Genomic DNA, 22,596 nt, shown 5'->3' with positions numbered 1-22,596 from the left:
AAATGAACCCGCTGTGGCGGTCGCGGGGGTGTCCGGGTCACCCTTCGGTGAAGTGCGCGAGCGTCGCGATGAGGCGGCCGGCGATATCCGGTGGCCAGGGGAACGAGGGGGAAACCATGCGCTGGTGGGCGAGGCCGTGTAGGCCCAGCCACAACGCGACGGTATCCGCCGCGACGTCGGTACTTCGCGACAGACCTGCGGTGACACATCCCTCGAACGCCTCGATGAACAGCCGCAGACTCTCCTGACCGAGTGTGGCCATATCGTGTTCGGTCACCGAGCCCGCGGTGAGATCGGGGATCCACACGCCGGCGAACATCGCCCGGTAGCGGCCGGGCCGGGCGCGGGCGAAATCGAGGTAACAGTCACAGAGGGCCAGTAGACGTTCCCGGGGCGCATCGGTGCTGTTCAGCGCCGTGCGCAACAGCGCATCCAATTCGTCGAACGCATTGCGCACAACCGCCAGCATGATGGCCGGCTGGTCCGGGAAGTGGCGGTAGATCGAAGGTGCGGCGATACCGGCCCGGCGGGCGACGGAGCGCAGGGTGATGGCGGATTCCTCGCCGGTTTCGTCGAGCAGTTCGACCGCCGCCGCCACGATCTCATCGCGTAACCGTGCGCCCTCTCCGCGGGGGTTGCGAGTACGGGTACGCGTCGCTGTTCTATCTTCTCGCATGCCGTCACCTTACAGAACAAAACTTACACGCGTTAGCTCTTGCGAAATTTCAACTAACGTGCGTAACCTTACGGTTGTTATCGCAACTTCAGCGGATCGGATCACACCATGAGCGTCAACACCCGCACCACTACCGCCACCGAGATCGTGCTGCCGGGCAAGGTCGAACCGGAGGGCCTGCGAGTCACCACCCGCGAACTCCCGGCGCCCGCCGCGGGGCAGGTGGTCCTGGAGCTCGCCGCGACCGGCGTCTCGTTCGCCGAACAGCAGATGCGCCGCGGCAAATACTTCGACCAGCCACCGTTCCCCTTCGTCCCCGGCTACGACGTCGTAGGCACCGTCACCGCCACCGGCCCGGGCGTGGATCCCGCCCTGATCGGACGCCGGTTCGCGGCCGTCACGAAGGTCGGCGGCTGGGCCAGTTCCCTGCTGCTGGACGCCGCGGATCTGGTGCCGGTACCGGCCGGGGTGAACGCTTCCGCCGCGGAAACAGTGCTGGTCAACGGCATTACGGCCTGGCAGATGCTGCACCGGACCGCCCGCGTGCGAACCGGCGGCACGATCGTGGTGCTGGGCGCCAACGGCGGGGTCGGGTCCACGCTCGTGCAACTGGCCCGGCATCACGGGGTCACGGTGATCGGCACGGCCGCCCCGCGCCACCACGCGCTGGTCCGGGAACTCGGCGCGATCCCCGTCGACTACCGCGACCCCCAGATGTATCGGCGGATCACCGATATCGCGCCCGACGGCGTGGACGCGGTATTCGACCATGTCGGTGGCGGCGGGGTGGTCGACTCGTGGCGGTTGCTGCGCAAGGGCGGCACCCTGGTCTCCTACGGCACCGCGGCCACCAAGGATGTCGAAGGCAATTCACAACTGCCGGTGCTGAAACTCTTCGCCCGGCTGACGCTCTGGAACTACCTGCCCAACGGTAAGAGTGCGCACTTCTACAACTTCTGGGCCGGCCGGCGCCGCCTCGATACCTTCCGCAGCCGGCTGCGCGAAGATCTCACTCAGGTTCTGCGGCTGCTCGCCGATGGGGTCCTCACACCGCAGATCGCCGCGGAATTCCCACTGTCGCAGGCGGGTTCGGCGCTGGCTCTCGCCGAATCGCGGACCGTCGCAGGCAAGGTGGTCCTGGTCCCCGACGCCCGCCCCGCCTGAACCACGCCGATTCCACCGCCTCCCGGAGACCCGGCGAACGCTGCCCACCCGCGCCCGCCGCGGCCCGGGCAGCAGCACCGCCGCACCCTCGGCTCACGTCCACAGCACCGGCATCACGAACCTGGAGTACACATTATGACCACCGCCACCCTGCCCACACCGATCACCGCCGCAACCGTCGACCACACCGGGGAGGTCGACAACCGCGCTGCCTACATCGGCTTCGGGCTCGCCTATATCGCCGGCCACGGAGCCGCGGCAATCTCCACCGGCGCCGATCCCCTCGTCGCCCTGCCCGAGTGGCTGCCGATAACCCTGCTCGGTCTCGGCCTCCTGATCGGTACGGTATGCGCCACCCGCGCCGCCCTGCGGGCGCAGCGCACGGCGCCCGAATCCGAAGCCCTCAGCGGCAAACTCCTCGGCCTGTCCTGGGTGGTGGGCTTCGCCGCCCTCGCCGTCGCCATCACCGGTCTGACGTCCACCCTCGATCTGCCCGACCTGCAATCCGTTCTCTGGCCCGCCGGTTCCAGCCTGATCGTCGGCCTGATCTATCTCGGTGAAGGCGCCGCCCGCCGCAATGTCCTGCACTACAGCCTCGGCGCCTGGCTCGCACTGGTCGCGGCGGTAGCCCTCTGCTTCGCCGCGGCCGGCCACTTCTGGGTCCTCGCGGTGGCCGGTGGGGCCGGCTACGCGATCGCCACGGTCCTGGAATTCCGGCGCCTCGCCGCCGGGTGATCCGGCCCCCGAAATAGTTTTGCCGTCGAGGTACGTACGAAGTTCCGTACGCACCTCGACGGCAGTTCGTCACTTCGAACATTCGCGCCGAGCGCCACTACCGCCGCGATCAGCCGATACGCCGCACAGGTTGGCCCGTCAGGCGCGCTATGGTTTCGAAATCGGCATCGTCGTGCAGGACGGTCAATTCGTGATGTGTCGCCGTCACCGCGACCAGCAGGTGGACCGGACTCGCCGATTGATGCCACGATTTCTCCGCGAGCCGATGCTGCAGGTCCGCGGTCTCATCCCATACACCGTCTCGCACTACGTAATAGGGAAAGGTCTCGCGTAGCAAGCTGTCGGCTTCGTAGTACGCGCTACGTGCTCCGGCAGCACGCAGGTACTCCTGGCGGACCGGCTCGCAGATCCCCACCAGACCCGCGGCAACACTGTCATCCCAATCCGGATCACTCTGCCGGCGAAAGAACCGGACCAGCGCGCTGGTATCGGCCAAGAACAGTTCTGTCACGCCACCCGGCCGCCGCGGGGGGCTTCGTCGGCCGCTTCGAAATCGATCTCGCCTTCGGCAACCATCCGACGCATACGGGCGATAGCGGCCGCCCGGCGGCGGCGATCACCGATCTCGCGGAGAGCAGCGTTGACCGTGTCTTTTTTCGTTGTCGTACCCAGATGCCGGGCCGCTTCGGCGAGCGCCTCGTCATCCACGTCGATCACTGTTCTGGACATATCCACAACCACCCCTTGATATACGTTCCAGAAACAGGATATCAGCCTGGGGGCGAGCGCGGACACGTCGACAGCAGGACAGGTGGCCGCCGGCCCGAGCGCCACGCCCGGGCCGGCTTCCTCCCCGTTCAGTCGGTCCAGACGGAATCGATCGAGGTCGCCGCGGCCGGCGGCGGGGTCGGGGTGCCGCTGGGGGTGCGGGAGAAACGCGGGGCGGGGGCGTGCTGGGTGACGTTCTCCAGCTCGATCAGCGAGTTACGGGCGGCGATGTGCTCGTTCTCGGTGGCTTCCTCGAAGGTGAGGACCGGGGTGACGCAGGCGTCGGTGCCGGCGAAGATATCGGTCCATTCGTCACGGGTCTTGCTGCGGAATTTATCGGTGAACAGCTTCTTCAGCTCGTCCTGGCCGGCGGGGTCCATCTGGAACGGCAGGCCCTCCGGGTCGATTTCCAGGCCGGCCAGCAGCTGCGCGTAGAACTGCGGTTCGATCGCGCCGACCGCCATGTATTTGCCGTCGGCGGTCTCATAGGTGTCGTAGAACGACATACCGGTGTCGAGCAGGTTGGTGCCGCGCTCCGAACTCCAGGCACCCATCCCGCGGAAGGCCCAGATCATTTGCGACAGCGCCAGCGTGCCGTCGATCATCGCGGCGTCGATCACCTGGCCCTTACCGGAGGTGTGGCGTTCCACCAGCGCGGCGAGCACGCCGAAGACCAGGAACATCGAACCGCCACCGAAATCGCCGACCATGTTCAGCGGCGGTACCGGACGTTCGCCCTTGCGGCCGATGGCGTGCAGGACGCCGGTGAGACTGATGTAGTTGATGTCGTGACCGGCGCGGTCGGCCAGCGGCCCGAACTGGCCCCAGCCCGTCATCCGGCCGTAGACCAGCCGCGGGTTACGTTCCAGAGCGACGTCCGGCCCCAGCCCCATCCGCTCGGTGACGCCCGGCCGGAACCCTTCGAGCAGCACATCGGCCTTCTCCACCAGGCCGAGCACCTTCTCGATATCCGCCGGATCCTTCAGGTCGGCCTCCACGACGGTGCGGCCACGGAGCGTCGGGCGATCGGCCCCGCCCGGCAGCTGGCCGGCCCGCTGAATCCGCACGACATCGGCGCCGAGATCGGCGAGCAGCAATGCGGCATGCGGCCCCGGCCCGATTCCGGCCAATTCGATCACGCGAATGCCCGCGAGCGGGCCCTGCTTGGCGGTGGATGGTGTGCTCACGCCTTACCTCGGTTCGTCGTCGATCCAGTGTCCGCCCGCGGCCGCCCGCGGGACATATTGACAGTATGACAACAGGAGCGTCACGTCACGGCCTCGGCGTGAACCAACCTGTTCCGGCAGTTGTCGGTGGATGCGGGCACACTGTCGCTATGCCCGGCCCCGCCCCACTGGACACGATGGATTTCGATACCGCCATCGGCCGCTGCGCCATCACCTGGCGCGGCGAGGCGGTGGTCGGGTTCCGCCTGCCCGGCAGCGATCCGGACACCACCCCGGCGAAGGTCACGGGCGGCGACGCGCACCGGCTCCCGGATCCGGCCACCGGTCCGCGCGCCGCCGCGATCACCCGGATCCGTGCCCATCTCGACGGCGACCTCGACGATCTCCGCTGGATCCCCCTCGACCTCACCGGCCTCCCGGAATTCCACCGGTCGGTCTACCGCATCACCCGCGCCATCGACCCGGGCCATACCCTCAGCTATGGCGAGGTCGCCGGCCGCGCCGGTGCCCCGGGCGCCGCCCAAGCAGTCGGCCAGGCCCTCGGCCGCAACCCGATCCCACTCCTCGTCCCCTGCCATCGAGTCCTGGCCGCCGACCACGCCCTGCACGGTTTCTCCGCACCCGGCGGTATCGAAACCAAACAGCGCCTTCTCGCCATCGAACGCACCGCGGGTTTCGGTGAACCGACCCTGTTCTGACCCGTTCGTCCACGGCGGAAGCGACGAGTGCGCACGGCCCCGGCCGGCGCGGGAATCGAGACGCGAATGCGCTGGAGGGGTGCGGCGGACTTTGCGAGAGTAGGCGCATGCCGTTGTTCACGAACCTGCCGCCCGCGACATTCGAATCGTTCGACGGGACCGTGATCTGCTATCACCGGGCCGGGGACGGGTCGCCGGTGATCATGATTCACGGTTCCGGCGGCGGGCTGCACTCCTGGCAACCGGTGGCCGAGCATCTCCCGGACCGCTTCGACCTGTGGCTGCCGGCCCGGCGCGGGTATGCGCCGAGCGGTCCTGGGCACTCGCCGAAACATTTCGCCGACGAGGTGCGCGATCTCGGCGCGATCATCGGCATGATCGGCCGGCCCGCTCATCTGGTGGGCATGTCCTACGGCGCGACGGTGGCCCTGCACGCGGCGGCGTCCGGGCTCCCGGTCCGCTCACTGGCCCTGTGGGAGCCGCCGCTGTACGCCGCGGGTGCCGAACTCGCGCCCGTGCTTTCCCGATTCGAGAAGCTCACCGCCAACGGGGACCGCGCGCAGGCGCAGCGGTTGCTGGCCGAGAAAGTGGCCCGGGTGCCGGCGCCGCTGCTCGCGCAGTCAGCCGCCGTCGACGACGCCGAGGACACCCCGGACGACTCCTACGGCTGGAGCCGGGACCTCGAGTCGATGGTCGGCGACACCATCTATCTGGACCGCTGGGCATCGATCACCGTGCCGACGCTGCTCATACGCGGCGCGGACACCTGGGAACCGATGCCGGAAACGGTCGAGCGGCTGGCCGCGGTGCTGCCGCGAGCCACCATGGAAACCATACCCGGACAAACACATTTCGCGCCCTCCACGGCCCCCGCGGAGGTTGCCGGAATCCTCGCGGACTTCCTCTACTGACCTCTGCCGGACCGCTCAGACCGCCACCCGCTCGTATACCGTCTGCGCGCGCCGCGCCATCGCGACGCCTATCTCGTATCCCCGCGCGATCAGTTGCTCGTGGACCGCCGGATCCTTGGATTCGGTGTCGTAGAGGAATTCGATGGACGCATTACCGATTCGGGAATAGTCGGCGATGCCGTGCATTGTCTGAGTCGTCAGCGCGGCCTTGTACCCGTGCCGGAGGAACGTCCCTTCCCCGAGACCGGCACCGGCGACGAGATGCAGTTCCCGCACCGCACTCGGGCTACCGTGGGCAACATCGTCGTACGCCCCGAAAACGCGGTCGAACCAGCCTTTTACGAGTGCGGGCATGGACCACCAGTAGACGGGGAAGAGGACCACGGTGACCGCGGCCGACTCGAGTAATTGCTGCTCGTGCCGGATATCGGCCGGCAGCCCGGAAAGCCCGCGGTGGTGTGCCAGATCCGCCTTCCCGTACACCGGGTCGAAACCGGAGGCCGCCAGATCATGGATCCTGGCGACGGCGTCTCCACCGGATCGGATGCCCTGCTCGACGGCTCGCGCAATCGCCCAGGTAGCCGAGTCGTGGTCCGGGTGCGCGACCACGAGCATCACCTCGGGCCGGCTCTGTTCATTCGTCATGCGGACCAAACTAAAGTTTGACACTAACGTCAATGTCAAGGAGAACGCTGCCGCATGCGCATACGTGATCTGAGCCGGGCCACCGGAGCGAGCCCGCGAATGCTCCGGCACTACGAGAGCGCGGGCATTCTCGCGCCCGAACGCGACTCCAACGGGTATCGGACCTACCGCCCCGAGGATGTGCCGATCGTGGAGCACATACGCTGCCTGCTCGCGTCCGGCCTCTCGCTGTCCGAAGCGTCCGCGATACTGGAGGTCGCGTGTCTCGACCCGGCCGGCGCCTCCGCCGCCGACCGCGCCGCCGCGTTGGCGCAACTCGATGAGCGGACAAGCCGGTTGGATGCCGGGATCGCCCAGCTCCAGGCGCAGAAAGCGGATATCCTCGGACTCCGCGCGAGCATCGAGGCGGCGGCGAATCGCCTCTCCGATTCGGTCCCGTAGCCGGATTCGGCCGCACCGGCGGTTCAGGCCGTTTCCGTGGCCGACCCGAGCCGGGGGAACGGTTCGGTGGAGAACACGACCTCCACCGCCACCTCGAAGTACGCGGCGATCCGCAATGCCAGATGCAGGCTGGGGCTGTATTCGCCGCGTTCCAGGTAGCCCACGATCTGGTAGTGAACGCCCAGCGCCTCGGCCAGCTGCCGCCGCGAGATGCCGCGCTCGGCGCGCAGCATCGCGATGCGGTTGTAGATGACCTCAGACTCACAGCGCATCCGGGAACTTGCGGTCCTTGGGTTGTGTCGAATTGATGCTGTCCCAGCCCACGGTCGGCGGGGCGGTGTTTGTGTCGGTGGCCTGTGCCACACTGCCCGATGATGAGCAGACACACCGCGTTTCGGTACTGCCTCGACCCCACGGTCGAGCAGCACTCCCTGCTCACCCGCCATGCGGGTGCGGCCCGGTTCGCGTTCAATCAGTGCCTGCACCTGGTGAAAACTGCGCTCACCCAGCGCGGCACAGACCCCGGCCATCCGGTGCCGTGGACCCGATACGACCTGATCAACGCATTCAACGCCTGGAAGAAAACCGAAGCCGCCGGTCGCGTCTTCGTCGTCGGCGCCGGCGGGGTCACCGAGGTGCAGGTCACCGGATTGGCCTGGCGGGATCAGGTGTGTCAGCAGGTGTTCGAAGAAGCCGCGGTCGACTGCGGCCGCGCGCTGACCGCGTGGTCGGACTCCCGCGTCGGCACACGGCGAGGCCGCCGGGCCGGGTTCCCGAAGTTCAAGAAGAAACACACCAGCACCCCCGCATTCCGGCTCCGCAACAGACACTCCAAGGGCGGGCGCCCGTCGGTCCGGGTCGGTGACCACGGCATCCCGCGGTCCGTGACCCTGCCCGGTCTCGGGACACTGCGGGTCCGTGACGACACACGCCGCCTACGCCGCATGCTCGCCGGCAAGCGGGCCAAGGTTCTGTACGCCACGGTCTCGCTGCGGGCGGGCCGCTGGTGGATCAGTATCGCGGTCGAGGCGGCCGATCTGCACCCCGCCCACCAGCACCGGCCGCGTGGATGCGGTGCGGGTGGCTGGGTCGGGATCGACCGAGGTTTGTCGACGTTCCTGGTCGCTGCCACCGCCGACGGTGCTGAAACCGTCCGGATCGACCGGGCACCCAAACCTCTGGCTGCCGGTCAAGCCCGGCAGCGGCGGCTGGCGAAAGCGCTGTCGCGGAAACAGAAGGGATCACGTAACCGGACAGAGGCCGCCGCGCGATTGGCGCGTCACCACCACCGGATTGCCGGCATTCGCCGCCATTTTCTGCATCAGGCCACCAACACGCTGGTCAAAACCCACGACCGGCTCGTGATCGAAGACCTGCATGTGGCGGGGATGCTGCGCAACCGGCGGCTTGCTCGGGCGATCAGTGATGCCGGGTGGGCCGACTTCGCGCGGCTGTTGCACTACAAGCAGCAGTGGCGCAGCGGTACCGTTGTCACCGCTGACCGATGGTTCCCGTCGAGCAAGCGGTGTTCGGCGTGCGGTGCGGTGAACGCGGGTCTCACGTTGGCGGATCGGGTGTTCACCTGCGGGTGTGGATACCGGGCCGATCGGGACCTGAATGCTGCGGTCAACCTCGCCGCCTGGGCCGAAGTACGCCATGGAGACGTTTCAGGATCCCCGGACCTCAGAGCAGGGGGCCGGGTTACCAATGTCCGCCGACGGGAAGGCGCTGACCGGCACCCTGCGGGTGCCGGTGCAACCGGCCCGGAAGACGCGGAAACCACGGCTCATTCCCCGGTCGGGGTATGAACCGAGGACGCCCGAGAAGGGCGGTGTCCGATACCCACATGAGTTATCCGACACGCTGTCAGAAGGCACGCTGCATCCGTTTCGCCCCAAGCATCACCAGGGCCTCGCCACGCTGAGCCTGAAAGCCACCTCGCGCGCCCGGCGCGATCAACTCACGCCCGGACCGAGTCGTGCTTGCGCACGAATTCCAGGAACCGCGGAACGACGCGATCCGGACTACCCCACAGAAGTTCGTGACCGACCCCGAGAAAGATCTCGACCTCGGCCGAGGGCATATGCGCACCCACCCGGCGCGCACCGGCCTCGGGATCGTTGATCACGGTCTCCGCGCCGTAGAGCACCAGCATCGGCGCGGTGATCGCGCCGAGCTGCTCGTCGGTGAGCGGGCGATCCCACGGCATGGCCGACCGGAACTTCATCCCCGCCACCATCATTTCCCACTCGTCACCGGTGTGCTCGACCCCCGGAGTAAGCCATCGATTGAACTTCCGCATCCCCTCCGGACTCGGCCGCATACCCATACCGAAAAACTTGAGCAGCACCCGCAACGGCGGTTTGGTGAATGTCGCCGCACTGGGTTCGAACATGGTCAGGCTCGCCAACCGCTCCGGCCGATGGACACCGACCTGCGCAGCCAGCCACGAGCCCATCGATCCACCGGCCAGATGGACCCGATCCAGCCCCAGGCCGTCGAACACCTCGGCCATCCATGCCGCGATATCCGCACCGTCGCGAACCGGCGCGGCCTGCACCGAGCGACCCGGCCAACCGATGACATCGGGCGTGTAGACGGCGCGGTCGCGCGCGAAGTCCGCCACGAACGGCCGCCACAGCAGACCGTTTCCGGAGAGCCCGGGCAAGAGCACGATCGGCGCACCGTCCCCGCCCCCGGACCTACGCACCCGGGTGATCCCGAACGATGTCTCTATATCGGAGTCGACCGCCGGCACCGGCCACTGAGCGGCCACGGCGTCGTAGTGACGCAGATAGGCGGCCTGCGCTTCCGCGCTGGTGAAACGTCCGAGCTTCGGCATGATGACCCTTTCCCCGTTTTGATGATACGAGCATATCATCTAAAGGGTATGCCTATACCATCAAAATCCGGATGTTCGAGAGGAGAGGCGGGCCCGTGCCACGATTGGTCGACCACGAAGTGCGACACAGGCAGATCACCGACGCGACGCGCCGCGTCATCGTGGCCGGCGGCCTCGAAGCCGTGACCTTCCAGACCGTGGCCGCCGAAGCCGGCTTCTCGGTGCGGCTGGTGCAGTACTACTTCGGGACCAAACAGGAATTCCTGCTCGCCACCCACCGCTCGGTCATGGACGATGCCGGCACCCGCTTCGCTGCGCGCTGGTCCGAACTCGGCGAGCAGGCCGAACCCCGCGCAGCCGTGAAAGCCGTACTCACCGAACTACTCCCACTCGACGACCGGCGCCGGGAAGAAGCCATAGTCCTCGGCGCCTTCGCCGCCGCCGCGATCACCGGCCGGGGCATCACCACCGAAGAAACCCTGGCGGCACCCCGCGCCCTGGTCACCCTGCTGGCCCATCAACTCGCACGAATCGAACAGTCCCGCGCCGCCCCCGAACTGGACGCCGAACTCATCCTGGTAGCAGCCGGCGGAATCACCCAGGGCATGATCCAGGGCCACTACACCGCGGACTCCGCGCTCACCCTCGTCGACCATCTCCTCGACCGCGTCCTCCGACCGGGAACCCACGACTGATTCGATCCATCGCAGCCATCCCGCACACATCGACGAATCGGCCACCCGGCGACGTCGGTAGCGATGGGTGATCGCCGGGCATCTCCGCGAGTCAGAATTCGTCCATCCCGGGATCGGTGCCCGGAAGCCAGCTGCGCCCCGGCTCGGTCCACTGCCGCGCCTTGATCATCCGGCGGGCCGCGCGGCGGTTCCGGCCGAGTAATCGGTCCAGGTAGAGCCGCCCGGCCAGGTGATCGGTTTCATGCTGTAGGCAGCGGGCCAGATACCCCGTACCGGCGACGGTGACCTGCTCACCGCGTCGGTCGGCACCGGTCACCCGGGCGCGGTACGCGCGCCCCGTCGGAAACCACTCACCGGGTACCGAGAGGCAGCCTTCCAGGTCGTCCGGGTCGGGCATGGTTTCGGGAATCCCGGACGTCTCGAGCACCGGGTTCACCACATGGCCGCGGTGTCGCGTGCCGTCGTCGACGAGGTCGTAGACGAAAACCGCGCGCGGATCGCCCACTTGGTTCGCGGCCAGGCCGGCGCCGTTCGCCGCCGCGAGGGTTTCGAAGAGATCCTCGACGAAGGCGGCCAGTTCGTCGTCGAACACGGCCACCGGTGTTGCGGGCGTGACCAGGCGTGGATCGCCGGCGATCAGAATCGGTCGGATAGTCATGCCGAAGGAGAGTACTCAAATACGAGTAGTCGTGACAGACTGGAGCGGTGAACGAAACCCGGTTGTTCGTCCTCGCCGCACTTTCCCGCCGAGGCCCGATGCACGGCCATCAACTGCGCCGCGACGCGCGCCTGGATCGCGCCGACCTCTGGTCGCGGGTCAAGCCCGGCTCGCTCTACGGCGCCCTGCACCGCATGGCCGACGAGGGCCTCATCCGCCCACTGCGCACCGAACAGCAGGGCGCCCTGCCGGCGCGCACGATCTACGAGATCACCGACGAGGGCCACCGGGAGTTACGCGCCTTGCGCGACGAGGCGTTCACCGAGGTCGACCTCCGCCCGGACCCGGTCGATCTGGCGCTGGCCGTCAGCACCGACCTCGATCGCGAACTGCTGCGCGGCTACCTCGAAGACCGGATCGCGGCCCTGCGCGCCCGCGGTTCCCGGATCGAACACCAACTCGACCGCAGCTGGCCCGACCAGAACACCGCCGACGACCTGATCGTCGAACACGCCCGCATACGCATCCAGGGCGAAATCGACTGGCACGAACGCGTACTGGCCGATATCGACAAACTCACCACCCCGGCCTGAACCCGCACTCGCGGGAATATCGGCACCGCGCTCGTACCGGAGGGAAGTCCACTGTGTTCGAAATACCCGCCGCGTTCGCCCACGGACTCGGCGCCGGCGAACGGGGCCGGGCCTGGCTCGCTTCGCTGCCCGCCCTGGTCGACGAACTACTACAACGCTGGCACTGCGACCCGGCAGGCCCGGCGCGGCACGGCCGGGTCGGCATTGCGCTGCCGGTACGGTGCCGCGATCATCCACCGGCGGTAATCAAGGTGTCGTTCCCCGATTACGGAAGCCCGCACGAGCCGGCCGCATTGGCCGCCTGGAACGGTGCGGGCGCAGTCCGGCTGTACGAGCATGCCGACAGCAGTTTCGCGATGCTGCTGGAGCAGGCGCGGAGCCGGACACTCGCCGGTATCGCCGATCCGGAGGAGGCGCTCACCATCCAAGGCCGGCTCGCCCACCGACTGGCGGTGCCCGCCCCTGCCGGGCTTCCCCGGCTATCCGACAGTGCCGGCGCGTGGGAACAGGAAATAACCAGTGCCATGGCCGAACTCGCGGATCCGCTGCCGAAAACCGTCGTGGCCGCGGCAACGGCGACACTGCGCGAACTCGGCGCCGCACCCGTCGAGACACTGCTCCACGGCGATCTGCACGACACGAATATCCTGGCTGCCGACCGCGAATCGTGGCTCGCCATCGACCCGAAAGTCCACGTCGGCGACCCGGCCTACGACGCGGTGTACGTACTTCTCAGCCCACGCTTCGGCCCTCTGCTCACAACCACCCATCCCGGACCCACGCTGCTCCGCTACCTCGACATCTACTGTGAAGCTGCGGAAATCGACCGCGACCGAGCCCGCCGCTGGACCCAGGCCGGAGCAGTGCGGGAAGCACTACAGGCCCGGCGCAACGGCGAGCCGGCCTGGCTGATCGAGGCTTTCGACAGAGCCGCCGAAGTACTCACCTGAGGCAGAACCGAGCGACACCGACCGCTCACCGCGGCCACCAGATCGCTGCCACGATGACGAGTAACGGTAATCCGATCGCAACCGTGAATCCTGCGACCACAAGGGGGCTCATGGAGCCGACTGCCGGAACGCCCAGCGCGCGAAGCTGAGCCGTGGGAATACTGTCTCCACGTCGGCCACGTCCATCACTGCGTTGAGCTCGACCGGGCTCAGATGGTCGGGCGCCGGCAGAATCACCAAATCGGCGCCGGCGTTACGCACCTGATCGGCCACCGGAAGCACCGACAGTTCACGAGGCCAAACGAGGCGGTACCCGAGATGCCGGGCGAGGCAGCGTATCTGTGCACGATCAGTTTCCGGCGCTCGGCTGATATCGACGTTGATCCAGCCGAACGCGACCGAACGGTTCATGACGGCGCTCTGCCCGGCTGCCCAGCACTCTTGTCGGCCTGTTTCCCATGCAGACAGCACTCGGTCGGCAAGCCGGTGCAGCCTTGGGCTGGGGCGCCGGTGCTGGGTAAGGCGCGGAGTGCGGCGGCGATCCGCTCCAGTAGTGCACAGTCGTTCTGTCTGCTGATGTGTGAATTACCCTGCGCTGCAACCTTTGTACGGTTCACCGACAAACGGATGGGGAGCGGCGGCAGATTCAGGCCCATCGAGACACCTCACGGTCGTTGGGTTGGTTCATAGACCGCCGGACGGCTCGGCGAAATCGTATGAGACGAGTACCGGCGGCGCTGGGATTGACGCTATGGGTATGCGGCATACCCTGGACAGACAGCGAGTGTTGACAGGTGTTTGCGGCCATGGAGGGGAGATGGAGCCAGGAGCAGGCGCGATCCTGCGAGCAGCGCGGCAATCGTCCGGCATATCGCTGCGCGAACTCGGCCGCCGGACGCACTACAGCGCCAGCTACCTCAGCCTCATAGAGTCGGGCAAACGAGCGGTGCCCCCCGGCGTGGTCGCCGCATATGAACGCGTACTGGGCGCAGATCTCGGACGCATCACCAGCGTGGCCAAAGCTCCAGCTACGGTGAATGCCGCCGCACTACAAGAGGTTTCCGGAGTCCTGGGCTCTCTGAGACGAGTCGAGGACGCGACCGGGGCGCTCACCGTGCTGCCTACCGTGCGAGGGCTCGCGGATATGGTGTCGCACAGCCCTACCGCACTCGCGAGTGAAATCGTCCAATACCGAGGCTGGCTCGAGCATGCAGTCGGAGCAGATGCCACGGCACGGCGCACATTGGGCACTGCTGTGAAAATTGCGCGGGCGGCAGGTGACCCGGACAGACTCGCGCACAGCCTCGGATTTCTCGGCTACGTAACCACCAGCACAGGCAATTTCGGCGCAGTTCTCAATCTGTACGATGCCGCGCTGTCCGTGCGCGGCGCTCACCCTGTCATCGACGCTTACGGGCGAATGCGCCGTGCCGAGATGTTGGCCGAAATGAACGAGGAACGGAAAGCCACTCGCGCCTTGCTACCTGACTCTCCGAATGCCGACCCACCGGATTCCATGTACTGGTGGAGTCCGGGGTTCGCAGCCGTACAGCGCGCGGGTGTGCTGGCTCGACTCGGTCACCCGGCCGAAGCTGTGCGCGAGGCCGAGGCAGGGTTGGCCGAGATGCCCGAAGAACATCGGCGCACAGAATGGCTGGCATCGGCGCTTCGCCGGGTCGACCCGGACATCTCGCCGACCTGACCACCGGTGCCCTGGGCGAAAACAAGTAGCCGAGCACAATCGGCCGGATCTACTCTTTGCCGAAAAGCAGGGAGGTTCTCCATGTGTATGGCCCAGGTCCTCGCTTCGGCGTAGGTCGGTACTGACACCACGCTCCGAAGCGGCTCACGGACCCTACTTCCGGCCCTTCACAAGGAGCTTTCCCCTTGCGTGCCTCCGTATCCGCGCGTCTCGGCGCGGATTTTCACAAACTGTGGACCGCCAGTGCGGTCTCGAATCTCGGCGACGGTTTCGCTGCCGTCGCCGGCCCGCTGCTCGTCGCCTCGCTGACTTCGGATCCGGTCGCGATCGCCGCCGCCGGCCTGGCTCAGCAGTTGCCCTGGCTGTTGTTCGCGCTGCTGAGCGGTGCGGTTTCCGACCGGCTCGACCGGCGGCGCCTGATCGTGGTCGTCGATGTGCTGCGGGCGGTACTGGTGGGTGGTCTGGCGATCGCCATCGCCACCGGCACCGTGTCGCTGGTGCTGCTCTACTGCACTCTTTTCCTGATGGGTATCGGCGAAACGCTCGCCGATACGGCGGTCGCGGGACGGCTACCCGCTGTCGTCCCGGCCGACCTGCTGCCCGCGGCCAATGCCCGGCTGGGATTCACGTTCTCGGTGATCAATATGTGGCTCGCCAAACCGGTGGGCGGCTGGCTGTTCGCGCTCTCGGCGGCGGTACCTTTCGGCGCCAACGCGGCGACGTTCGTACTGGCGGCAATGATCGCGGCCACCATGCGACCCCATTCGCCGCCCCCGCCGGCGGAGTCCACCGGACTGTGGCGCGATATCCGGGAAGGCGTCGAATGGTTGTGGCGCCACCGGAGACTGCGCGCCCTGATCCTGACCATGGGAGTCATGCAGATCCCGTTCTGCGCCGCGTTCGCGACCTTCGTGCTCTACGCGCGGGACCGTCTCGGGCTGGCCGAGGTCGGGTTCGGTCTGCTGCTCACCGCCCACGCCGCCGGGGCGCTGGCCGGCTCGGCCCTCGCGGCGCGACTCGAGCGCCGCCTCGGCCTCACCCTGCTGTTGCGGGCGGGCCTGATCGCGGAGACGGCTACCCACCTCGTCCTCGCGCTCACCACCAACGCCTGGGTTGCCGGGGCGACGCTCGCCGCTTTCAGTGTGCACGCGGCGATCTGGGGTGTGGTGGTCGCCACGGTGCGGCAGCGGGAGGTTCCGGAGCGATTACAGGGCCGGATAGTCAGCGTGCACAACCTGCTCGACGTCACCGGCGTCGCCGCCGGAACCCTGCTCGGCGGGTTCCTCGCGCACTGGTTCGGTCCGGCCGGGCCCTTCTGGATCGGTTTCGCGACGATGTGCGTGATCAGTACCTGCGCGTGGCGGCATATCCGGTACTGAGTTCACCGGGGCGTTCGGCCGGTTCGGACCGCCGAGCGCCCCGGCGCGCAACTCAACCGCCGGCGGCCAGGTGCGCCGTTCCGCGGTCAGACGACGAGGATGGTTTTCCCCAGCGCGGTGCGCTCCTCGAATGCGCGATGTGCCGCGGCCGCTTCGGCCAGCGGGAGAACGGTTCCCACCACCGGCGAGAGTTCACCACGCACCGTCAATTCGACGGCGCGCTCGATGTATTCGGGCCACCGCTGCGGCCGGTAACCCAGGCTGAACGGAATCAGCGCGGCACCGACCCGGAGCAGCAGATCCGAGCCGATCTCGACCGGCGCACCGCTCGCGGTCCCGAACACCACCATCCGCGCGCCGGGCTCGGTGAGCAGGCCGTAGGCCTCACGGGCGGTCTGTCCGCCGACGGTTTCGAAGACGACCGATACCGGGCCGGCTTCTTCGGTCCAGCCGGGTCGCGAGTAGTCCACAGTTGTGTCGGCGCCCAGTTCGGCGGCCAAGGCACGTTTGGCATCCCCGCTCGCCCCGGCGATCACCCGGGCGCCCGCGCGTTTGGCCAGCTGCACCAGCAGGGTGCCGATACCACCGCCGGCGGCCTCGACCAGCACGGTATCGGAGGGGCCGAGTCCGGCGGTTTCGGCGAGGCCCATGGCCGTCGCGCCCTGGCCGAGCAGGGCCAGCGCCTGATGCTCGTCGAGGCGTTCGTCCAGCGGCCGGGCGTCTGCGGCGGGTACGACCACCAGTTCGGCGTAGCTTCCGGCGCCCACGGTCGCGACGATGCGCTCACCGATCCGGCTCGGCGCGACATCCGGCCCGGCCGCGATCACCTCGCCGGCCACCTCGATTCCCGGCGTATGGGGCAGCGGACGCCCGAGCGGATCGGGGTGGACCCCGGCTCGCACCTGGACTTCGAAGTAGTTGACGCCGGTGGCCACTGTCCGGACAAGCAGTTCGCCCGCCCCCGGAATCGGGTCGTCGACGTCTTCGATCTTCAGTACTTCCGGGGGTCCGTATTCGTGATAGCGAACGGCACGCACAACTCCACCTCTCGTTCCGGACTATCGGTCCGTTTAACGTTCGCTATCATACGGACCATCAGTCCGCTTTTGTCAACAGGAGGCTCCGGATGCGCGCCGACGCCGAACGCAACCGCGCCGCGATCCTCGCCGTGGCCGGACGCCTGATCTGCGACGACAAACTCGGTAACGTCTCCATGGACGAGATCGCAGCGGCCGCCGGCGTCGGCAAGGGCACGCTGTTCCGGCGGTTCACCGACCGCGAAGGGCTGATCCGTGCGCTGTTCGACGACAAAACCGCCCGAGCCTGGGCTACCGCGCACGCACAGGCGACGGATACGACCGTGCCGGTCGCCGAGCGAATACTCACCTATATCGCCGCGGTTTTCGACCTCACCACCGTCGAACTACAACCCCTTACCCGCGCAATGCCAGATGGGTGCAATTCCGATACCTGGGCGCCCTGGCGCAATCAGCTCACCGAACTCATCGCCCAGCTCGACCCCGATGCCGACGCGGAATTCCTGACCCTCGCCCTATTCTCGAGCATGCGCCCGGACCTCACCGATTTCGTCGGTACCCAGCGCCACCGCGCCGGCGTGCTGGACCTCACCGCACGCGTGCTCGGCATCGCCGGGCCGGAATAGGTTCCCCGTGCGCAGCCGGTGCACGCACCGCCGACAAGGCAGTTCGGCACCGGCGCGGCGAAATCACCGCCGCCCGGCCGGTACCCGGCGAACCGGTCTAGCCGATCACCAAGTTGTCTCCGGCGCGGAGGGTGCCGCCCCGCACCACCGACAGGTACAACCCGACACACGGCAGCGCGCCGAGCCCCGGGATATCGACATCGACCCGGTTCTCGGCCATCGGGCGGCGGACCGCCTGCGGCGCCCGTGGCAGGTCCCCGTGCGCCAGGGTCGGCACGGCACAGCGAGGAGTGGGGGTGATCGGTGACAACCGCACCGAACCTATGGTCAATTCCTTTCCGACCCAGTCGTTTTCCGCGTACGGCGCAAATCCCGGGGGCGTGGAGACGATCAGGTTCGGCCGGTATCTCAGGGCCTCGATATCGAGATGGTCCAGTGTGGCGGTGGTGATCAGGTGAAGCGGCGCGAAGTCGACGAACGAACCGCCGGGGGTGCCGGCGCCGACGGGCAGGGTCGCGTAGTCCAGGGCGGTATCGACCCCGTGGGTGAGCACATCCTCGGGGTCGGGGCGTTCCATTTCCGCGCCGTCGGGACGCATACCGGCCAAGTGGACATCCCGTTCGAGGAGCTCGTTCAGTAGCCGGTCGGCGTCGGGCGAAGCGGCCTCGGCGGTGCGCCCGTCCGGCAACGTGATGTGTATCCGTCCCGGGTCTCCGGTAGCCGAGCATTCCAGCAGCCGACGCCACAACCGTGGCTGTTTGGCGGTGGCGACCCGGCCGGTGGCCGTATCGATCACCGCCATCGCCCGGTCCCCGGCGGCACCGCTCTCGTCGACCACCAGTTCCGGTACGTCCTCGCCGAGCATGGATTTCACCGGATACCTGCGCAGTGTCGTGAGCTGCATTACCTCGACCTCCTCCCGGTTACCTGTTTTCCGAGTCCGATCGATTCCGGGCCCGTACGACCTTATCGGCCACCGGTGTCCGCCGCCGGCGGTCCGGCGTACCGGCCGGATCCGGGCTACCGTGGTTTCGTGAGCGTATGGGGCGAAATCATCGTCGGCCTGGTGATCGTGGTCGGCTTGGTCGGCATCGTGGTGCCGATTCTCCCGGGGGTGATCCTGATCTTCGCGGCGATCGCGGTGTGGGCATTCCTCACCGGCGGGGCGACGGCGTGGGTGGTGCTGGGGATCAGCACGCTGCTGCTGGTGATCTCCGGGGTCGTGAAATACACCTGGCCCGGCCGGAATTTGAAGGAGGCGGGGATCCCCAACCGGACCCTGCTACTCGGTGGGCTCGCGGGGATCGTCGGATTCTTCGTGATTCCGGTGGTCGGGCTGTTCGTGGGTTTCGTTGCGGGGGTGTACCTCTCGGAGATGGCGCGGCTACCCGACAATCGGCAGGCCTGGGTGTCGAGTAAGCACGCGATCAAGGGGGTAGGGCTCTCCATACTGGTGGAGTTGCTCGGCGCCCTGCTCGCCACCGGAGTCTGGGTAATAGGCGCTGTAATTTAGGCGCCGCCTCCGGCAGCGCGTGGTTCGGGGCCCCTCGGTCTCGTTCTTCACTCCGCCGCTCCTCCGCTCTGTAGCTCCAGAACGAGACGGGCCCCGAACCTCGGATGTGGCCCGTTGAGAGGATGCCGACACGGTGCCCAGGGGACTTGGCGCGCACGGCGGCTGTCAGCCCGAACCCGGTGTCCACCGCGGCCGGGGACCGAGTATGGGAAGCGGGCGGGTGGTGCCGTCGGTGGCGGGGCGGTCGATATCGCGCTGGGGTGGAATGAACAGAGGCAGTGTGGGGGTGGGATCTTCGGGGGTGCGGTCGATGGGCGGCAGACCGTAGAACGCGCGGGCGTTGTCTTCGAGGACGGCGTGCATATCGGTGCCGACCACATCGCTGATCAGCTCCACATCGGATTCCCGGAACGGGCGACCGGCGCGGGTGCCGGGAAGATCGCTACCGAACATCAGTGCTTCGGGGCTGACCGCGTGGATCCGGCGTAGCGCGGTGGCAACGTCCATCTCGACCCGCCCGAAGCCGGTCGCCTTCACCCGGGCGCCGCGATCGACCAGGTCGAGCAGGTAGGAAAGACCTTCCTCGGACATTCCCAGGTGGTCGATCGAGACCTTCGGCAGCTTAAGGATCACCGGTTGCAGCGAGGCCAGCATCTGGCCGTCGACATAGATTTCCACATGCCAGCCCACCAGTTCGTGGGCGCGCAGTGCCTGGCGCGTCATTCCGGTGATATCGGCGGCCGCGCGTTTCAGGTTGAACCGCACCGCCCGCACCCCGGCCTCGTGCAGGTCCAGAATCTCCTCGTCGGTGGCGTCCAGATCGAGACGGGTGACCCCGACCCAGCCCGGGCCGAGTTCGGCCAGCGCGGCCCGCAGGTAACTCTGGTCGTTCCCCTGGAAGGACGCGCTCACCACCGCACCGCCGGAGACGTCGAACCGGGCCATCCGGCGCCGGTAATCGGCGATGGTATACGGCTCCGGTAGGTAGCCCTCGTTCTCGATCAGCGGAAACCGCGGATCGATGATGTGCACATGGGCATCGAACACGAATACAGAATGCCTGATATGTCGTGGTGGCGCCCGCTCCGGGAACCCCGGAGCGGGCTCGGACCTACACCTTGTGCGGTTCGCTGGCGCGCAGCATATCCTCGCGCTCCACGACCTTCACCCGCTCGCGGCCCTCCGGTTCGCCCAGCGAACGCTCATGCGCGTCGAGGCGGTACCAGCCGGCCCACGTGGTGAACGGGATACCGCGGCTCTCCAGGAACTCGGTCACCGCTGCCGGCTCCGGGTTCTCCGCGGCACCGAAATGCTTGCTGTCGTCGAGCAGGCAAGCGACCGTTTCGTTCGCATCGCCCTTGGTGTGGCCGATCAGCCCCACCGGGCCACGCTTGATCCAGCCGGTCACATACGTCCCCGGCATATAGCGCGCGGCACCGTCGGCGTCCTCGTCGACCAGCACTCGACCGGCCTCGTTCGGGATCACCCCGGCCTGGTCGTCGAACGGCAGTTCGGAGATGTTCTGCGACAGGTAGCCGACCGCCCGGTAGACCGCCTGCACCTCCCAGTCCCGGAAGTTCCCGGTGCCCTTCACATTGCCGGTGCCATCGAGCTGGGTGCGTTCGGTGCGCAACCCCACGACCTTCCCGTCCTCGCCCAGAATTTCCGCGGGCGATTCGAAGAAGTGCAGGAACAGCTTGTGCGGGCGGTTGCCCTGATCCCGGATGGCCCACTGTTCGAGGGTGTTGGCGACCATATCGACCTGCTTGGAATGCCGCCGCGCGGCCTCCGAACCTTCGTCGTAGTCGATGTCCTCGGGATCGACGATCACCTCGATCGTCGGCGAATGATCGAGTTCGCGCAGCTCCAGCGGGGTGAACTTGGCCTGCGCCGGGCCGCGGCGGCCGAAGACGTGCACCTCGACGGCCTTGTTCTCCTTCAGGCCGGCGTAGACGTTCGGCGGGATTTCGGTGGGCAGCAGTTCGTCACCGGTTTTGGCCAGTACCCGCGCCACGTCGAGGGCGACGTTGCCGACACCGAGCACCGCGACCTTCTCCGCGTCCAGCGGCCAGGTGCGCGGCACATCCGGATGCCCGTCGTACCAGGACACGAAATCGGCGGCACCGTAGGAGCCGTCCAGGTCGATACCCGGGATCGGCAGCGCACGGTCGGCGTTGGCGCCGGTGGAGAAGATCACCGCGTCGTAGAAACGCCGCAGATCCGCCAGGGTGATATCGGTGCCGTAGTCGATGTTGCCCAGCAGCCGGACCTGCTCCTTGTCCAGCACCTTGTGCAGGGCCGTGATGATTCCCTTGATGCGCGGGTGGTCGGGCGCGACGCCGTAGCGGATGAGCCCGAAGGGGGCCGGCATCCGCTCGAACAGGTCGATCGAGACCTCGGCGTCCGATTTCATCAACGCATCAGCGGCGTAGATACCCGCCGGACCAGCTCCCACGATCGCGATCCGAAGCGGGCGATTCGCTTCCTTCTGCTCGGTCATCTGTTACGCGCACCCTTATCGGTCGAAAGAATCACTGGCGTTGTACTTAGCTTAGGCTAAGTTGACGCGTGGCTTGTATGCGCCGTCATCGCGCCGTTTCGGCAACCGGTTCGCGCTACGTCTTCCCACGTCCCCGCGGCGACTACGGTGCCGTCCACCCGCGGTCTCCTGCGATTCTATCGGGGTGTGGGCACACCGCCGCCGCGGGGACCAGGGATGATCATGGGTATGAGCGATTCCGGACCCGCTGACGACCCGGCGGCCCCCGACCCGGACGACACCCCGGCACGGCGCACGATCACGCCGTTCACCGTGGCCGCGGTGATCGCGGCCCTCCTCCTCGGGGGCATCCTGCTCACCGGCCTGCTGGCACCCGTTGAGAAAAATGTCACAGAATCCGACCGGATCGCGGGTGCGGTCCGCGACTTCGCCCAAGTGAGCAGCCGCTACGGCCCCGAACCGCCCCGGGAAGCGGTCTGCCCGGGATTCGTTCCCGCCCGCTCCCCGCTGGCCCCACGCCTGCAACCCGGCGAGACCGGAAAAGACATCGAAATCACGAAATTCGGCCCGGTGCAGGTCAACGGCGAAACCGCGACCATCGAAGTGACCAGCCGGGTCGAGGACACCGAGGAGACCTCGACCTGGTGGCTGTTCCACACCGACGGTGAGTGGAAGGTGTGCAATCGGCCGGTCGAATGATTTCCGCCGGGCGTCAACTGGGGTTTGACAGGGCCGGGGCGGGCCGGGCAATCTCATCCCTTAGGTCATGAGTGCCAGCGCCAAGCCCCGGCTCGCTGGTCGGCAACCCTCCTCCGCGGTGGGGTGCTCCGGGTGACGACCTGGCACGCATCGAACGGATGCGGCAAGTGCGGATTC

Annotated in this window: 27 protein-coding genes and 1 riboswitch; of the genes, 14 read left to right on the top strand and 13 right to left on the bottom strand. The window is 67.5% G+C overall.

The window, feature by feature from the left end:
* Positions 1-37: 37 nt before the first annotated feature.
* The gene (locus tag QH276_RS04645; protein WP_280400168.1) at positions 38-676 is read right to left on the bottom strand and encodes a TetR/AcrR family transcriptional regulator; all 639 of its coding nucleotides are present in this window, start codon (positions 674-676) and stop codon (positions 38-40) included.
* Positions 677-784: 108 nt separating this feature from the next.
* Between QH276_RS04645 and QH276_RS04640 the strand changes: the two genes are divergently transcribed.
* Both QH276_RS04640 and QH276_RS04635 read left to right on the top strand, forming a co-directional pair.
* The gene (locus QH276_RS04640; RefSeq protein WP_280400169.1) at positions 785-1,840 is read left to right on the top strand and encodes a medium chain dehydrogenase/reductase family protein; all 1,056 of its coding nucleotides are present in this window, start codon (positions 785-787) and stop codon (positions 1,838-1,840) included.
* 135 nt (positions 1,841-1,975) lie between these two features.
* Positions 1,976-2,575 carry an ABC transporter permease gene (locus QH276_RS04635; protein WP_280400170.1) on the top strand — a complete coding sequence of 200 codons (600 nt, stop codon included), beginning with the start codon at positions 1,976-1,978 and terminating at the stop codon, positions 2,573-2,575.
* Between the two features lie 109 nt (positions 2,576-2,684).
* Here QH276_RS04635 and QH276_RS04630 read toward each other — a convergent pair whose 3' ends face one another.
* The 3 genes from QH276_RS04630 to QH276_RS04620 form a co-directional block, all read right to left on the bottom strand.
* Complete coding sequence (locus QH276_RS04630; RefSeq protein WP_280400171.1) at positions 2,685-3,086, bottom strand: PIN domain nuclease; 402 nt, start codon at positions 3,084-3,086, stop codon at positions 2,685-2,687.
* Complete coding sequence (locus tag QH276_RS04625; RefSeq protein WP_280400172.1) at positions 3,083-3,304, bottom strand: type II toxin-antitoxin system VapB family antitoxin; 222 nt, start codon at positions 3,302-3,304, stop codon at positions 3,083-3,085. The genes QH276_RS04630 and QH276_RS04625 overlap by 4 nt, the downstream gene beginning before the upstream one ends.
* A 128-nt stretch (positions 3,305-3,432) precedes the next feature.
* Positions 3,433-4,530 carry a CaiB/BaiF CoA transferase family protein gene (locus QH276_RS04620; protein WP_280400173.1) on the bottom strand — a complete coding sequence of 366 codons (1,098 nt, stop codon included), beginning with the start codon at positions 4,528-4,530 and terminating at the stop codon, positions 3,433-3,435.
* 149 nt (positions 4,531-4,679) lie between these two features.
* Between QH276_RS04620 and QH276_RS04615 the strand changes: the two genes are divergently transcribed.
* Positions 4,680-5,228: a methylated-DNA--[protein]-cysteine S-methyltransferase gene (locus tag QH276_RS04615; RefSeq protein WP_280400174.1), complete on the top strand. Its 549-nt coding sequence runs from the start codon at positions 4,680-4,682 to the stop codon at positions 5,226-5,228.
* Positions 5,229-5,335: 107 nt separating this feature from the next.
* Positions 5,336-6,139: an alpha/beta fold hydrolase gene (locus QH276_RS04610; protein ID WP_280400175.1), complete on the top strand. Its 804-nt coding sequence runs from the start codon at positions 5,336-5,338 to the stop codon at positions 6,137-6,139.
* 15 nt (positions 6,140-6,154) lie between these two features.
* Here the strand turns inward: QH276_RS04610 and QH276_RS04605 are convergent, their stop codons facing one another.
* A complete protein-coding gene (locus QH276_RS04605) occupies positions 6,155-6,784 on the bottom strand; it encodes an NAD(P)H-dependent oxidoreductase (protein WP_280400176.1) in 630 nt (209 codons plus the stop codon).
* Positions 6,785-6,838: 54 nt separating this feature from the next.
* Between QH276_RS04605 and QH276_RS04600 the strand changes: the two genes are divergently transcribed.
* Entirely contained in the window at positions 6,839-7,225 is a 387-nt protein-coding gene (locus QH276_RS04600; protein WP_280400177.1) for a MerR family transcriptional regulator, read from the top strand.
* Between the two features lie 23 nt (positions 7,226-7,248).
* Here QH276_RS04600 and QH276_RS04595 read toward each other — a convergent pair whose 3' ends face one another.
* The gene (locus tag QH276_RS04595) at positions 7,249-7,497 is read right to left on the bottom strand and encodes a helix-turn-helix transcriptional regulator (RefSeq protein ID WP_280400178.1); all 249 of its coding nucleotides are present in this window, start codon (positions 7,495-7,497) and stop codon (positions 7,249-7,251) included.
* A gap of 102 nt (positions 7,498-7,599) precedes the next feature.
* On the opposite strand from QH276_RS04595, the gene QH276_RS04590 reads away from it, so the two are divergent.
* The gene (locus QH276_RS04590) at positions 7,600-9,033 is read left to right on the top strand and encodes an RNA-guided endonuclease InsQ/TnpB family protein (RefSeq protein WP_280400179.1); all 1,434 of its coding nucleotides are present in this window, start codon (positions 7,600-7,602) and stop codon (positions 9,031-9,033) included.
* A 152-nt stretch (positions 9,034-9,185) separates the two neighbouring features.
* Here QH276_RS04590 and QH276_RS04585 read toward each other — a convergent pair whose 3' ends face one another.
* A complete protein-coding gene (locus tag QH276_RS04585; RefSeq protein WP_280400180.1) occupies positions 9,186-10,067 on the bottom strand; it encodes an alpha/beta fold hydrolase in 882 nt (293 codons plus the stop codon).
* 95 nt (positions 10,068-10,162) lie between these two features.
* On the opposite strand from QH276_RS04585, the gene QH276_RS04580 reads away from it, so the two are divergent.
* The gene (locus QH276_RS04580) at positions 10,163-10,762 is read left to right on the top strand and encodes a TetR/AcrR family transcriptional regulator (RefSeq protein ID WP_280400181.1); all 600 of its coding nucleotides are present in this window, start codon (positions 10,163-10,165) and stop codon (positions 10,760-10,762) included.
* A 91-nt stretch (positions 10,763-10,853) separates the two neighbouring features.
* Here QH276_RS04580 and QH276_RS04575 read toward each other — a convergent pair whose 3' ends face one another.
* Positions 10,854-11,420 carry a peptide deformylase gene (locus QH276_RS04575; protein ID WP_280400182.1) on the bottom strand — a complete coding sequence of 189 codons (567 nt, stop codon included), beginning with the start codon at positions 11,418-11,420 and terminating at the stop codon, positions 10,854-10,856.
* A 47-nt stretch (positions 11,421-11,467) separates the two neighbouring features.
* On the opposite strand from QH276_RS04575, the gene QH276_RS04570 reads away from it, so the two are divergent.
* Both QH276_RS04570 and QH276_RS04565 read left to right on the top strand, forming a co-directional pair.
* Complete coding sequence (locus tag QH276_RS04570) at positions 11,468-12,013, top strand: PadR family transcriptional regulator (RefSeq protein ID WP_280400183.1); 546 nt, start codon at positions 11,468-11,470, stop codon at positions 12,011-12,013.
* A 53-nt stretch (positions 12,014-12,066) separates the two neighbouring features.
* Positions 12,067-12,963, top strand: a complete 897-nt coding sequence (locus tag QH276_RS04565) for an aminoglycoside phosphotransferase family protein (RefSeq protein WP_280400184.1) — start codon at positions 12,067-12,069, stop codon at positions 12,961-12,963.
* Positions 12,964-13,071: 108 nt separating this feature from the next.
* Here QH276_RS04565 and QH276_RS04560 read toward each other — a convergent pair whose 3' ends face one another.
* The gene (locus QH276_RS04560) at positions 13,072-13,374 is read right to left on the bottom strand and encodes a hypothetical protein (protein ID WP_280400185.1); all 303 of its coding nucleotides are present in this window, start codon (positions 13,372-13,374) and stop codon (positions 13,072-13,074) included.
* A gap of 406 nt (positions 13,375-13,780) precedes the next feature.
* On the opposite strand from QH276_RS04560, the gene QH276_RS04555 reads away from it, so the two are divergent.
* Both QH276_RS04555 and QH276_RS04550 read left to right on the top strand, forming a co-directional pair.
* The gene (locus QH276_RS04555; RefSeq protein WP_280406633.1) at positions 13,781-14,665 is read left to right on the top strand and encodes a helix-turn-helix domain-containing protein; all 885 of its coding nucleotides are present in this window, start codon (positions 13,781-13,783) and stop codon (positions 14,663-14,665) included.
* A gap of 185 nt (positions 14,666-14,850) precedes the next feature.
* Complete coding sequence (locus QH276_RS04550) at positions 14,851-16,044, top strand: MFS transporter (RefSeq protein ID WP_280400187.1); 1,194 nt, start codon at positions 14,851-14,853, stop codon at positions 16,042-16,044.
* 86 nt (positions 16,045-16,130) lie between these two features.
* Here the strand turns inward: QH276_RS04550 and QH276_RS04545 are convergent, their stop codons facing one another.
* On the bottom strand, positions 16,131-17,081 hold the full coding sequence (locus QH276_RS04545) for a quinone oxidoreductase family protein (protein ID WP_280400188.1): 951 nt from the start codon (positions 17,079-17,081) through the stop codon (positions 16,131-16,133).
* Between the two features lie 89 nt (positions 17,082-17,170).
* Here QH276_RS04545 and QH276_RS04540 point away from each other — a divergent pair, with 89 nt between their 5' ends.
* The gene (locus QH276_RS04540; protein WP_280400189.1) at positions 17,171-17,707 is read left to right on the top strand and encodes a TetR/AcrR family transcriptional regulator; all 537 of its coding nucleotides are present in this window, start codon (positions 17,171-17,173) and stop codon (positions 17,705-17,707) included.
* A gap of 97 nt (positions 17,708-17,804) precedes the next feature.
* On the opposite strand, the gene QH276_RS04535 is transcribed toward QH276_RS04540, so the two are convergent.
* Positions 17,805-18,611, bottom strand: a complete 807-nt coding sequence (locus tag QH276_RS04535) for an MOSC domain-containing protein (RefSeq protein ID WP_280400190.1) — start codon at positions 18,609-18,611, stop codon at positions 17,805-17,807.
* 129 nt (positions 18,612-18,740) lie between these two features.
* On the opposite strand from QH276_RS04535, the gene QH276_RS04530 reads away from it, so the two are divergent.
* A complete protein-coding gene (locus tag QH276_RS04530; RefSeq protein WP_280400191.1) occupies positions 18,741-19,220 on the top strand; it encodes a DUF456 domain-containing protein in 480 nt (159 codons plus the stop codon).
* Positions 19,221-19,385: 165 nt separating this feature from the next.
* Here QH276_RS04530 and QH276_RS04525 read toward each other — a convergent pair whose 3' ends face one another.
* Both QH276_RS04525 and QH276_RS04520 read right to left on the bottom strand, forming a co-directional pair.
* A complete protein-coding gene (locus QH276_RS04525; protein WP_280400192.1) occupies positions 19,386-20,267 on the bottom strand; it encodes an amidohydrolase family protein in 882 nt (293 codons plus the stop codon).
* A 64-nt stretch (positions 20,268-20,331) separates the two neighbouring features.
* Entirely contained in the window at positions 20,332-21,720 is a 1,389-nt protein-coding gene (locus QH276_RS04520; RefSeq protein WP_280400378.1) for an FAD-dependent oxidoreductase, read from the bottom strand.
* 228 nt (positions 21,721-21,948) lie between these two features.
* On the opposite strand from QH276_RS04520, the gene QH276_RS04515 reads away from it, so the two are divergent.
* Positions 21,949-22,419, top strand: a complete 471-nt coding sequence (locus tag QH276_RS04515; RefSeq protein WP_280400377.1) for an Rv0361 family membrane protein — start codon at positions 21,949-21,951, stop codon at positions 22,417-22,419.
* Between the two features lie 63 nt (positions 22,420-22,482).
* Positions 22,483-22,595, top strand: a riboswitch (SAM riboswitch).
* Position 22,596: the final 1 nt, after the last annotated feature.

This window comes from Nocardia carnea (assembly GCF_029869215.1).
GTDB classification, from domain to species: Bacteria; Actinomycetota; Actinomycetes; order Mycobacteriales; family Mycobacteriaceae; genus Nocardia; species Nocardia carnea_B.
The sequence above is the reverse complement of the archived record's forward strand: the minus strand, read 5'-3'. Positions and strand labels throughout refer to the sequence as shown.

Excerpts from the sequence above, each read along its gene's own strand:
- QH276_RS04645 (WP_280400168.1), bottom strand. The coding sequence starts at position 676 with ATGCGAGAAGATAGAACAGCGACGCGTACCCGTACTCGCAACCCCCGC.
- QH276_RS04640 (WP_280400169.1), top strand. The coding sequence starts at position 785 with ATGAGCGTCAACACCCGCACCACTACCGCCACCGAGATCGTGCTGCCG.
- QH276_RS04635 (WP_280400170.1), top strand. The coding sequence starts at position 1,976 with ATGACCACCGCCACCCTGCCCACACCGATCACCGCCGCAACCGTCGAC.
- QH276_RS04625 (WP_280400172.1), bottom strand. The coding sequence starts at position 3,304 with ATGTCCAGAACAGTGATCGACGTGGATGACGAGGCGCTCGCCGAAGCG.
- QH276_RS04615 (WP_280400174.1), top strand. The coding sequence starts at position 4,680 with ATGCCCGGCCCCGCCCCACTGGACACGATGGATTTCGATACCGCCATC.
- QH276_RS04610 (WP_280400175.1), top strand. The coding sequence starts at position 5,336 with ATGCCGTTGTTCACGAACCTGCCGCCCGCGACATTCGAATCGTTCGAC.
- QH276_RS04605 (WP_280400176.1), bottom strand. The coding sequence starts at position 6,784 with ATGACGAATGAACAGAGCCGGCCCGAGGTGATGCTCGTGGTCGCGCAC.
- QH276_RS04600 (WP_280400177.1), top strand. The coding sequence starts at position 6,839 with ATGCGCATACGTGATCTGAGCCGGGCCACCGGAGCGAGCCCGCGAATG.
- QH276_RS04595 (WP_280400178.1), bottom strand. The coding sequence starts at position 7,497 with ATGCGCTGTGAGTCTGAGGTCATCTACAACCGCATCGCGATGCTGCGC.
- QH276_RS04590 (WP_280400179.1), top strand. The coding sequence starts at position 7,600 with ATGAGCAGACACACCGCGTTTCGGTACTGCCTCGACCCCACGGTCGAG.
- QH276_RS04585 (WP_280400180.1), bottom strand. The coding sequence starts at position 10,067 with ATGCCGAAGCTCGGACGTTTCACCAGCGCGGAAGCGCAGGCCGCCTAT.
- QH276_RS04575 (WP_280400182.1), bottom strand. The coding sequence starts at position 11,420 with ATGACTATCCGACCGATTCTGATCGCCGGCGATCCACGCCTGGTCACG.
- QH276_RS04560 (WP_280400185.1), bottom strand. The coding sequence starts at position 13,374 with ATGAACCGTTCGGTCGCGTTCGGCTGGATCAACGTCGATATCAGCCGA.
- QH276_RS04555 (WP_280406633.1), top strand. The coding sequence starts at position 13,781 with ATGGAGCCAGGAGCAGGCGCGATCCTGCGAGCAGCGCGGCAATCGTCC.
- QH276_RS04540 (WP_280400189.1), top strand. The coding sequence starts at position 17,171 with ATGCGCGCCGACGCCGAACGCAACCGCGCCGCGATCCTCGCCGTGGCC.
- QH276_RS04535 (WP_280400190.1), bottom strand. The coding sequence starts at position 18,611 with ATGCAGCTCACGACACTGCGCAGGTATCCGGTGAAATCCATGCTCGGC.
- QH276_RS04520 (WP_280400378.1), bottom strand. The coding sequence starts at position 21,720 with ATGACCGAGCAGAAGGAAGCGAATCGCCCGCTTCGGATCGCGATCGTG.
- QH276_RS04515 (WP_280400377.1), top strand. The coding sequence starts at position 21,949 with ATGAGCGATTCCGGACCCGCTGACGACCCGGCGGCCCCCGACCCGGAC.